Origin of the sequence: Moorena sp. SIO4E2 (assembly GCF_010671945.1) — a bacterium.
Lineage (GTDB): Bacteria > Cyanobacteriota > Cyanobacteriia > Cyanobacteriales > Coleofasciculaceae > Moorena > Moorena producens.
Map to the genome: position 1 here is coordinate 1 of NZ_JAAHIE010000233.1, position 10,884 is coordinate 10,884.

The 10,884-nt window shown below is 44.7% G+C and carries 9 protein-coding genes and 1 pseudogene; 9 read left to right on the top strand and 1 reads right to left on the bottom strand.

The genetic code is table 11. From position 1 onward, the window contains the following. From F6K37_RS21690 to F6K37_RS21730, 9 genes are all read left to right on the top strand, one after another. The coding region (locus F6K37_RS21690; RefSeq protein ID WP_287252081.1) for a hypothetical protein at positions 1-278 on the top strand (278 nt) is incomplete at its 5' end. Positions 279-423: 145 nt separating this feature from the next. Continuing rightward, positions 424-1,488, top strand: a complete 1,065-nt coding sequence (locus tag F6K37_RS21695; protein WP_008181793.1) for a glycosyltransferase — start codon at positions 424-426, stop codon at positions 1,486-1,488. A gap of 74 nt (positions 1,489-1,562) precedes the next feature. After that, positions 1,563-3,755 carry an NHL repeat-containing protein gene (locus F6K37_RS21700; protein ID WP_008181792.1) on the top strand — a complete coding sequence of 731 codons (2,193 nt, stop codon included), beginning with the start codon at positions 1,563-1,565 and terminating at the stop codon, positions 3,753-3,755. A 128-nt stretch (positions 3,756-3,883) separates the two neighbouring features. Then, positions 3,884-5,020 carry a glycosyltransferase family 4 protein gene (locus F6K37_RS21705; protein WP_287252082.1) on the top strand — a complete coding sequence of 379 codons (1,137 nt, stop codon included), beginning with the start codon at positions 3,884-3,886 and terminating at the stop codon, positions 5,018-5,020. 192 nt (positions 5,021-5,212) lie between these two features. Further along, a complete protein-coding gene (locus F6K37_RS21710) occupies positions 5,213-6,364 on the top strand; it encodes a glycosyltransferase family 4 protein (protein ID WP_287252084.1) in 1,152 nt (383 codons plus the stop codon). 930 nt (positions 6,365-7,294) lie between these two features. Further along, entirely contained in the window at positions 7,295-7,909 is a 615-nt protein-coding gene (locus F6K37_RS21715) for a hypothetical protein (RefSeq protein ID WP_287252086.1), read from the top strand. A 50-nt stretch (positions 7,910-7,959) separates the two neighbouring features. After that, positions 7,960-8,430, top strand: a complete 471-nt coding sequence (locus F6K37_RS21720; RefSeq protein WP_287252088.1) for a hypothetical protein — start codon at positions 7,960-7,962, stop codon at positions 8,428-8,430. 365 nt (positions 8,431-8,795) lie between these two features. Further along, the gene (locus tag F6K37_RS21725) at positions 8,796-9,020 is read left to right on the top strand and encodes a hypothetical protein (RefSeq protein ID WP_287252089.1); all 225 of its coding nucleotides are present in this window, start codon (positions 8,796-8,798) and stop codon (positions 9,018-9,020) included. A gap of 337 nt (positions 9,021-9,357) precedes the next feature. After that, positions 9,358-10,050: a histidine phosphatase family protein gene (locus F6K37_RS21730; RefSeq protein ID WP_287252091.1), complete on the top strand. Its 693-nt coding sequence runs from the start codon at positions 9,358-9,360 to the stop codon at positions 10,048-10,050. Positions 10,051-10,566: 516 nt separating this feature from the next. On the opposite strand, the pseudogene F6K37_RS21735 reads toward F6K37_RS21730, so the two are convergent. Next, a pseudogene (locus F6K37_RS21735) lies at positions 10,567-10,884 on the bottom strand (Fic family protein); the annotation flags it as partial.

Here is a 10,884-nt window from a genome sequence, read left to right on the forward strand (position 1 = left end):
GCTATCAGCTATCAGCTATCAGCTATCAGCTATCAGCTATCAGCTATCAGCTATCAGCTATCAGCTATCAGCTATCAGCTATCAGCTATCAGCTATCAGCTATCAGCTATCAGCTATCAGCTATCAGTCAAAGGCCTTGGCCTATGGCCACCCTACGGGAATGGGCACGTTACTTGAGATGCTATCAGCTTTTGAATCAAACAGGTAAGCATTGGTTTAATAGTCACGAAAGTCAAATCCCTTGTGGCCTGTGCCACAAAGCACCTCAAGTAGCGTGAGCTTTTAGCTCACGGCTGACGGCTGACGGCTGACGGCTGACGGCTGAATGCTTACGCCGGATGTTTCAACTACCAATTCCTAACTAACTTATAAACTAACTCATAGGTCAAATATGGCGGTGCTTTGCTTTTTGGGAGAGGTTTGATGCGTATACTCCATATCTTAAACCATATTAAACAAACTGGTAATGGTATTGTCAATGTAGCGATTGACGTTGCCTGTGAGCAAGCCAAAGCGGGTCATGAGGTTGCTATTGCCTCTGCTGGCGGCGGATATGAAACATTGCTAAGCCGTTATGGCGTCACTCACTTTGAACTCGATCAGACCCGAAAACCGTTGCATCTGCTCAAGGCTGCTGGGCGTTATCGAGGGATAATCGCAGAATTTCAGCCAGATATTGTCCATGGACACATGATGACGGGAGTAGTCCTAGCTCGGTTCCTACGGGGTTCAGCAAAGTATAAGCTAGTATCCCATATTCACAATGTTCACCAACGTAGCTCAGTAGTGATGGGATTGGCTGAACGGGTGATTTCCGTGAGTGATGCAGTAGCAATCTCGATGTCTAAGCGGGGTATTCCCATGGGGAAAATGCCTGTGATCAAGAATTGCACTCTAGGCAGTCCCCGATTACCTGCTTTAGATACCTGCACTGCTAAAGCTTTGGAACATCCGGCTATTGTGACAGTAGCTGGCATGAACCGACGTAAAGGAATTACTGAGTTAATTAGCGCTTTTGAGCCGGTTGCTAAGAGTTCTCCTAAGGCACATTTGTATTTAGTCGGAGATGGTCCCGACCGTCAAATGTTTGAAACTCAAGCTGCGGCATCGTCAGTTGCTGATCGTATCCACTTCGAGGGTTTTCAAAAAAATCCTCAAGCTTACATGATGGCAGCGGATGTTTTTGTCCTGGCTTCACACCGTGAGTCTTTCGGTCTGGTTTTGATGGAAGCACGACAGGTGGGTTGCCCGATTGTTGCTACTAGGGTGGATGGTATTCCTGAAGTACTAGATTACGGAAAGGCAGGAGTGCTAGTTCCTCCTAAAAATGCGATCGCACTGGCAGATCAGATCGAGATGCTTCTGGCTAGTCCGTCTGAACAGGATAGATTAAGACGTGCAGCACAGCAAAACATTGAGGAACTAACCGTCACCACTATGGTGGAGAAGATTATTACTGTCTACCATCAGCTTCTAAAACGTTCCTAAGGAAGCTTGACGGCTAGCTACCCCAGGTTGCAGGCTCCAGTCTTTTAAATAGTTTCGAGTTCAGGGAAAAAACTATGTCAATACGTATCCCGGAATGGCAATATGCTGCGATTGTTCCTCTGATCGCTGTTTTGGTAATTATTGTCCATTCTGTGATTAGCAACAATGACACTATAACTGCTGAATCCAACCCAAGCCAACGCTTGACTTACACTACCTCTTGGATCGGTAATACCTATGGTCCCGGAGGTGATCTTCCGGGCAAGGATAAACATGTCCAGCTATCGATGTTAGCGATGGCTGTAAGTCCCGATGGTACGGTTTATGGTAATGCTCCCTGGGATGAAGCTGGTAGAGAAGGGGGGGTTTATAAAAATGGTGATGTTCTTGGTCAACTGGATGCTACCCATGGTTGGGGACGATCCGGGGGAACTGCGATCGCAGTTAATGATAACTATATTTACATGGCGATGACACAAAAGGGTCGCTATGGGGTAGGGTATCCTAATTCTGATGATAAATGGTATTGTGTTCGTCGCTATAACAGAAGTAATTATAAAGGAGCAAAGTTTAAGGGGGGTAATGGCTATGATAAGAGTATGTTGATTATCAATACCAATCAAGGTTTGATTCGGGGAATCGCAGCAGATAATAGTCGCTTATATGTTAGTGATACGCCTAACAATAAAATCAAAGTTTATGATGCCCAGACCATGAAACCGGTTAAAGAATGGTCAGTAAATCAACCGGGTAAGTTAGCCTTAGATAAAACTGGATCCTTGTGGGTTATTCAGAACAAGACCAATAAGATCCTTAAGTTAAATACAGAAACGGGCAAAGTTCAAGGCAAACTTGATTCGGTTAGCATCCCTACAGCTATTGTTGTGGATAATCAAAATCGCCTCTTAGTAGGAGATGGTGGACCTGATAATCAGATTAAAATATTTAAAAATCTAGACAGCAGTGGCAATCCAACTCCTGATGGAACCTTTGGTGTTAAAGGGGGAATTTATGCTGGAAGTCCTCGGGAAATTGGAAAAATCAGACCCTTACATTTTAATTCCATTACCGGGATTGGAGTCGATCAGGATAATAATATTTATGTCGCCAGTGATCCCAGTCGGATTTACGCTTGGCAAGCAGGTGGATTAACCGTGGATAGCTACAAACTGGATGGGACTCTCAATTGGAAATTGCAAGGTCTCTTATTTATTGACATTCCTGATATTGATCCAGCGGCTGAAACTGTTGTTCATACGAAAAATCAACAGTTTAAACTAGATTACAGTAAATCATCAGGTCAAGAATGGACTCATGTCGCCCATACCGTTAATCCCTTTAAGTATCCTAATGATAATCGAATTAAGAAGACTATCAAGCATAATGCTGGTGCGATGATTCGCCGGGTTAAGGGTCGGAAGCTGATGTTTACCAATAGTATGTATACCGAGTCAGCTGGTATCCATGTTTATCGGTTTAATCCGGCAACTGATGGGGAAGTCGCTATTCCCACTGCCTCATTTTGGGGAAGTCAATTGGATTATCGCTATTGGCAAGATAAAAACGGTAATGGACAAGAGGAACAGGCTGAACAAGGTCAATATAATCAAGGACAAAATTATCGGGGTTGGGCATTTTGGCCTGATGATGACGGTAATATCTGGATAGGTACATCAAGAAACGGGATTAAAAAACTATCCCTTAAACGGTTTGATTCTTACGGCAGCCCGATTTACGATATTAACCACCAAAAATCCTTTGAAATGCCAAAGGAATTTAAAATTATTCAACGACTTGAGTATCATCCAAAAACCGATACCATGTATATTGCTGGATATTCTCCGACGTTTAATACCAGGGGTGATTGGGGATTGATTGGTAACAGAGCTGTCAAATATATCAATTGGAGTAAAGCGCCACAAAAAGCCGGTGAAATAGTCATTGCTTACAATCAAAACTCCAAAGGAGTCAGACCAGATTTACCGAAAAGTATGGCTGTTTATGGAGACTATTTATTTGTCGGCTATGTCGATAATAGTTTTGAAAAAGATCCGAATCGATACCCTAAAGTGCGAGTTTATGATTTTCGCACAGGTCAAGAGATTGGCAAAATAAATCCCGGCCCAGAAGTAAAATCAACCACAGGTTGGCTGGATGTCCCGATGGCCTTAAGAGTAGTGCGAATAAAAAATGGAGAATACTTGCTATTTGCCGAAGAGGATTTTTACGCTAAAGCTTTAATGTACCGCATAAAGATAGACCCCTAATATCAAGTCTGCTCGAAAACTACTTCTTCCCTCCCCCCTCTCCCCACACTCTACTCCCTACTCCCTACTCCCTACTCCCTACTCCCTACTCCCTTTGCTTTAACAAACACTATCGAGGCTCTAGTACTGTGAAAACACTTCAAATCGGTATGGGTTGGTTCCCTGAACAAGCAGGAGGACTCAACCGGGTTTATTACGATTGCACTCGTTACTTACCCCAAGCTGGTGTGGAGATGCATGGCTTAGTGGCAGGCTCAACCGCTGTATCTGAAAACTCCGGTGGTCAAGTCCAAGCCTTTGCTAGCCATCAATCTCCTCTCTGGCAACGCTGGAGCAGTATCCGACAGGCAATGCATCGAGTGCTGAAGGAGGAAGACTACCCCCTAGTAGTGTCCCACTTCGCTTTATATACCTTTCCAATCCTCGATCAATTAGACAGTCGCCCAATGGTGATGCACTTCCAAGGGCCTTGGGCCTTAGAAGGGCATGTAGAAGGCAGCAATACCGTTGCGACTCGGTTAAAATGGATGCTAGAGCGGGTGACGTACAAACGGATAGCCCAGTTTATCGTACTTTCTGAGGCTTTCCGCAACACCTTGCACCGAGAGTATCATATCCCACTAGAGCGCATTCACATCATTCCTCCGGGGGTTGATACCGAGCGTTTCGACACCACCATTACACCCCAGGAAGCACGGTCAAAACTAGGCTGGCCTCAAGATCGACCAATTATCTTAGCTGTGCGACGGTTAGCTAAACGCATGGGCTTAGAAAATTTAATTGCAGCAGTGGATCAGGTGCGTAAGCGCTATCCAGACGTGCTGTTACTGATAGCGGGTAAAGGCACACTGATGCCAACCTTGCAAGCACAGATTGAAGCATTAGGACTCACTGAGCATGTCCGCTTGTTAGGTTTTGTGTCGGACCAAGATTTAGCCCTAGCTTACCGTGCTGCAACTTTCTCAGTTGTGCCAACCGTGGCATGGGAAGGCTTTGGTCTGATTGTTATTGAGTCATTGGTGAATGGAACGCCAGTTCTTGGAACACCTGTAGATAGTATTCCAGAGATTTTACAGCCTTTTTCGGAAGACTTATTGTTTGAAGGGACTTCTGTTGATCAACTTGCTCAGGGCATGATCGAGGTATTTTCTGGTCAGCGTCAACTACCTAGCTCTGAGGCTTGTGAAGCTTATGTTCATGAGCACTATACTTGGCCGGTGATTGCTCAACGAATTAAATCTGTTTATCAAGCTGCCATGGATTAATATAGCAATTTTTAATCAGGTGAGGTACTTTCATTATTGGTTTTAGGGAGCAGGGAGCTGCGATAAGCAAGCAAGTAAAAAAAAGGGAATGTACCTCATTAAATTAGAAAACGCTATAGCTGAGATCAGTTATGAGATTAGCTTGTCAGCTTTTGCACGTTTGAAACACTCTTTTTTGGACTACCCACTTTTATGAAGCGCCGTCGAGTCCTTTTTGTCGATCATGCCGCCGTTTTGGGCGGAGCTGAGTTGAGCCTGCTGGATCTGGCCACTGCCTACCGGGACACCAGCGAAGTACTACTGTTTGCCGATGGCCCGTTCCGGGAACGGCTCGAAGCTGCACAGGTGAAGGTCAAGGTCATACCTGCACCCCAAGCCATCTTATCCGTAAGGAGTTCAGGGGGACTCAGCGCCGCTCTCAAGGCATTACCTCCCCTGTGGTGGATGGCTTGTCGAATAGCAGCAGTTGGACGTGAGTTTGAGCTAGTACACGCCAACTCCCAAAAAGCTTTCATTGCTGCTGCGATCGCAACATTGATGGGCGGTCCTCCCGTGGTTTGGCACCTGCGAGATATTGTGACCGCACCACACTTTAGCTCCCTCAATCGTGCCATAGCCGTTTTCCTAGCTAATCGTCTAGCATCTCAAGTATTGGTCAATTCTCGTGCTACTGGTCAAGCCTTTATCGCTGCTGGGGGACGTAAAGACCTAGTAACACTGGTTTACGGCGGTATTGGTTCAGACCCCTTCGATAATCTGGCATCGGATCAATCAGCTCAAATCCGTGACCAGCTCGGCATTGGTGATGCTCCACTTGTTGGTGTATTCAGTCGGCTATCTTACTGGAAAGGTCAGCATATTTTACTAGAAGCCTTACAGGAACTCCCCAATGTACACGCCCTGTTGGTTGGTGAAGCCCTATTTGGTGAAGCAGAATACGCCTCACGGCTCGAAGCCATGGCTGCGGCACCAGAACTTGCTGGTCGTGTTCACATGCTGGGATTTCGCAATGACGTGCCAGCATTGATGTCTGCTTGCAACATTGTAGTCCATACCTCTACTGAACCGGAACCCTTTGGTCGGGTGATTGTGGAGGGTCAGTTGGCAAAACGACCCGTAGTTGCTGCTGCGGCTGGTGGTGCAGTGGAATTGATTCAGGATGGCGTGACTGGTCACTTGGTATCGCCAGGAGATTCAGTAGCACTGGCTAAGGTCATTGGTAATTTGCTAAGTGATCCAATCGCTGCAGATAGGCTAGCCGAGCAGGGTTATATCCATGCCAAGTCTACTTTTTCCCTGGAATCCCTGTTGATGACCTTTGACCAAGCTCTGAACAAGGTATAGCGCTGCGCTATACCATCAATCCTAGTTTCACATTTGATTTGAAAACGCTATAAACGCTATATAGGGCAAGAATCAATAAGCCATAATTTTTATAAAAAATATTGAAAATAAATTGCAATAATTATGTATGATACTCAAGGCTTAATATGGTCTTAATCCTTGCCCTATATAGCATTTATAAATAGGTCATAAACAATCTTGCTGATTTTTCATAACATCAAAAAATCCTCCAAACTCTTTCCTGCTGCTCCCTGCTCCCTGCTCTCTTCTCCCTTTTACCATCAATCTATGTTCACAACTCAAATACAAACGCTATTTGGCTCAATTTTTCTTGCGCTTACCCTACATGTATGCCCCGGATATTCAGGTGTTTGAATAAGCTGATCATGCTCTTGTGCTTATTGACCAGGCATTTTCTACATATAGTGTTGTTTTAATAAAAAAAACACTATATATATATTAATTCTAAAATTAGATGCATTTACCCTATGGGTATATCATAATTGTTATCATAATTGTTATCATAAAAATATAGGCAATAGGGAGAGACGAACAGAGGATAAGCGTGTAAACCCAGTAAAAGGGTTAAGAGTTCTAAACGGGGGAAGAGGGGTAATTATAAAAAATTAATACATCTTGATGTCTGCAAGTTACTAATATATGTTAAAGCATTACTTAATAAAACTAATAAATAGCAAAAAAACGTAAATTGCTGTTATAAAGGTCGCCTACTGATAACCAGGCTAAGGGCAATAAAAATTGAGCCCAAATGTGATCTAGGGCAAAGATTATGAAAATATTAAGCTTTTATTTTTAGCACTTTTCAGGACTATTGCACTTTATTATCAATATTGTTAAGGATAATACCTGTCAGTATTCATTCTTACGCTTACCCTGCTACTGATCAAGCTCTAGATTGCTTGCTTAATCATGGTGCAACCATCCATTGAATCAAATACCTCAACTTTTCCGACATCGATTGACATTGCAACTGTGTGTGTCTACGGCATTGGCATTCTATCTGCTGGTCTATTCCTGTTTTTACCTGTTGTTAGTTTGTTAAGCCCTAGCCCCTGGCAACGGACAATGGGAGCTATCCATGGGTCTGCTGCGATGTTAGCGGTGCTGGTTATTGCCTATGCCGGACATCTGGCTTTTCCTTTGTTAAGAGGGTCTGCTAAGATCTTGCCCCATGTCCGCACATTGACCTTTTGGTCATCTTGCTTAGCTTTTTTGGCAATCGTTTCTGGTAATTGGGCCTATATGCGCTACCGTGCTCCTCTGGGGGGTGCGCGCGCCTGGATCAGAGAAAATACTCCGCTGGTTCATTACCTATTCATGGAGTATCACGAATTTACAGTCCTGTTTACTCTGCCCCTGGGAGTTGCCTGCACCTGGGTTCTCTGGAAATATGGCGACTCAATTTTAGAGAAGAAAAACCGTCCTGTACTAGCAGCTACCAGTATTGCCTTGATGGCGATGATGTTTTTCGCCCTGGGTGGTTTTATTAGCGGACTCAATGTCGCTAAAACCCATGGTCTATAGCTGTTTTTTGTTTTTAAAATTCTTTCTCTGTAGAATATTGCTCAACAAAAATGTCTCAACACTCCTCTCAAGACCTTTCTAGTCAACCTCTATACAGCCAATTTTGGACACAGCTTAAACAATTTCCAAAGGGTTTAGCCTCTGGCTCTAAATCTCCCCCAACCCTGTCTGGACCAGCAGCAGCATTGATTAGCGCTGCATTTAGTTGTTTCCTGTTGATGGTTAACCAACACCTAACATCCATTTACAAAGTTTGGAACAAAATTGTTTGGGATCTCGGGGGTTGGATTCCAGGCAGTCGGAATCCAGATCCAGTTTATGGCGAGATCGGCAGCTACTCTGGCAAAGAAACGGTAATGCTAGTAGGATGGCTTCTCAGTTGGTTCATCTTGGCTCAACTTTGGCAGAATCGCCAAGTCCAGGCAAAGACCCTGATTTTTTGGCTATTTACGTTCATCGCCGCTGCCACAATTATGAACTGGCATCCAATTTTTCCCTATTTACCGCTCATGCCTAAATAGCACTGACATATCTAACAATGAAGGATTCAGCCCTTAGGGGTCAGCGGTCAGTGGTCAGCCGTCAGCCGTCAGCCGTCAGCCGTCAGCCGTCAGCCGTCAGCCGTCAGCCGTCAGCCGTCAGCTAAAAGCTCACGCTGCGCGAACAGCCGTCAGCCGTGAGCTTATTTTATTCAAAAGCACCTCAAGTAGCCTGGCTACAGGCCTTTGGCTGAAAGCTGATCGCTGATAGCTGATCCCTGAATACTGAAAGCTGATCCCTGAAAGCTGATCGCTGATAGCTGATCCCTGATCGCTGATAGCTGATAACTGAATGCTTACACACCGCACATATGTGACAAGATTACAGATCTGACCAAATAGGTACTATGCAACAATCAACAACAACAACAGTTAAGCTCACCAAAAAAACAGTATCGATCCAGGAACTACATAAGTATGTAATTTGGGGTGTTGGTATCTGGATCATCTTTGTATTGACCTTTGTGAGCGCCTACTATCGAGTCAGTAAAAGTGAGAAATTTGATGACATGCCTTACAAAACTCTCACAGATGAAGATTACCAAAAACGTGCTGAATCTTATCCAAAATAACTAAACCCAACATCCTGTCCTGGGTGCAGCAATAGCGCACCCAGGTCTAGGTGTAAAAAGTTGCGCTAGCTCAATCACAATCTGTGGCAGGTGTTGCTGAATTGAAGTGTGAATGCGCGGTCATTTGATTTTGGTAAAGCCCCGGTTGGTTAGGGCTTTCAGCTTGTTAATAAATGTTTCGCCAGCGGTATCAAAATTAAGGGGCTAGGGGAGCAGAATCATAGCCATAATCAGCAACACCATGAAATCAAAACAACAACTGACTAATTACCAATGACGGATGTCAATAAAATTTAGATGCCTTTGCCCTGTACTAACCTGTACTAATTAATTAATCATGAAAAAAAGGAATAGCATCAAAGGGTTTAGTTTCATTAGTTCTGCTGTTGTCGCCTTAAGCCTTGCTCTTGTGGGATTGCAAAGCTCGTCCCCAGAAGCAAAAGCACTTACGATTGAGGGTGACTCTACTGCCGCAGAACTATTGAGTGCTTTGCAAAAAGGGGGTCATGTGATTTATTTTAGACACGGAAATGCGGTCAGACATGTGCGACCAGATGCGATTGACCAATTGCCTGACCAGTTTCAAGAGTGTTTAGATCCTGGACGACCCTTAAGTGCGGATGGTTTGGTCGATATGCAGAATGTTGGAGAGCATTTTGAACAGCTCAACATCCCTGTAGGTAGAGTCTTAGCAAGTCCGGCTTGTCGCTGCATCGAAACACTTTGGTATGCTTTCAATGAGGATGTGGCGGAGATCGAAGTTATCAAAAGCCTAAACGCTATTCCAGACACACCCAGTTATGATCCAGTAGGGCTTTGGAAAAATCTTCATGAGATGCTACAGACAGTCCCCAGGGTAGGGACGAATACGGTTTTATCTGCCCACAGTACAAACATTAAGGCTCTAACAGGTTTAAAAGTCGCTCAGGGAGAAGCAGTAGTATTTCGACCGGATGGGAAAGGGTGGTTTGAGTTAGTGGCTCGCATCGAACAAGATGATTGGCAATCGCTTGCTCCAGAAATCAGATGAAGTGAGAAGGCGACAAACTCGGACATGAAAGCAACCCTTGATCCCACGAGTGTGAGACTATGGCTACAACCTCCCGATGGCGGGAGGTTGAGTGAATCTAATCTTCTAAGCGATTGGGCACCGGCGCACGCTACGCGAACGCTCATAATTCCACTGGAACTCCTTCCCAACCAACTCCCAACTCCCCAAACGGGGTTTTCTCAATAGGCGGAAACCGGCCTTTAGAAGTGAACTGTGATTGATGTGATGGATTTTTCAAAAAGCGTTGCGGTTCTTTTGGAACATCGCCAGTTAGTGAAATCATACCATAATTCAGCAACGCCGGTAAAAAAAGCTGGTATTTTGTTCAGATGAGCAACGGTTGTGGTTGCCACGGGGCTTTGAAGGTGCGAACACAAGCCTGAGCACACAGCTTCTCCAACGGAAATTCCCCTTAAATAGGTACTAAATAGCTTGTCAGTACCTATTTAATAGGTACTAAATAGCTTGTCAGTACCTATTTAATAGGTACAGTACCTATTTCTTCCGCCAACGGGCATCTGGCCCTCGCCCAAGGCATTCGAGCCGCCCAGCGTTCCTTTCCTGGCGCAAGATACGGCGAATTAAGTCAATTCCTACAGTAGGACATTGTTCCTTTAAATGCTTGATCGAAAAATCTCCAACTATATTGTTAATGGCATCTAGCACCATCGCTGTTTTAGCGCCTTTGGTTGAGGTTACTAACCCAACCCGTTGCTCAAAATCCCGGTACGCCGATAGCACCGACACTCCCAGAAAATACTCCCACCAAGGTAACAAACTATGCTGTCCCTGATGCCAGCTTTGGGAGGACTG

Excerpts from the sequence above, each read along its gene's own strand:
- F6K37_RS21695 (WP_008181793.1), top strand. The coding sequence starts at position 424 with ATGCGTATACTCCATATCTTAAACCATATTAAACAAACTGGTAATGGT.
- F6K37_RS21700 (WP_008181792.1), top strand. The coding sequence starts at position 1,563 with ATGTCAATACGTATCCCGGAATGGCAATATGCTGCGATTGTTCCTCTG.
- F6K37_RS21710 (WP_287252084.1), top strand. The coding sequence starts at position 5,213 with ATGAAGCGCCGTCGAGTCCTTTTTGTCGATCATGCCGCCGTTTTGGGC.
- F6K37_RS21715 (WP_287252086.1), top strand. The coding sequence starts at position 7,295 with ATGGTGCAACCATCCATTGAATCAAATACCTCAACTTTTCCGACATCG.
- F6K37_RS21720 (WP_287252088.1), top strand. The coding sequence starts at position 7,960 with ATGTCTCAACACTCCTCTCAAGACCTTTCTAGTCAACCTCTATACAGC.
- F6K37_RS21725 (WP_287252089.1), top strand. The coding sequence starts at position 8,796 with ATGCAACAATCAACAACAACAACAGTTAAGCTCACCAAAAAAACAGTA.
- F6K37_RS21730 (WP_287252091.1), top strand. The coding sequence starts at position 9,358 with ATGAAAAAAAGGAATAGCATCAAAGGGTTTAGTTTCATTAGTTCTGCT.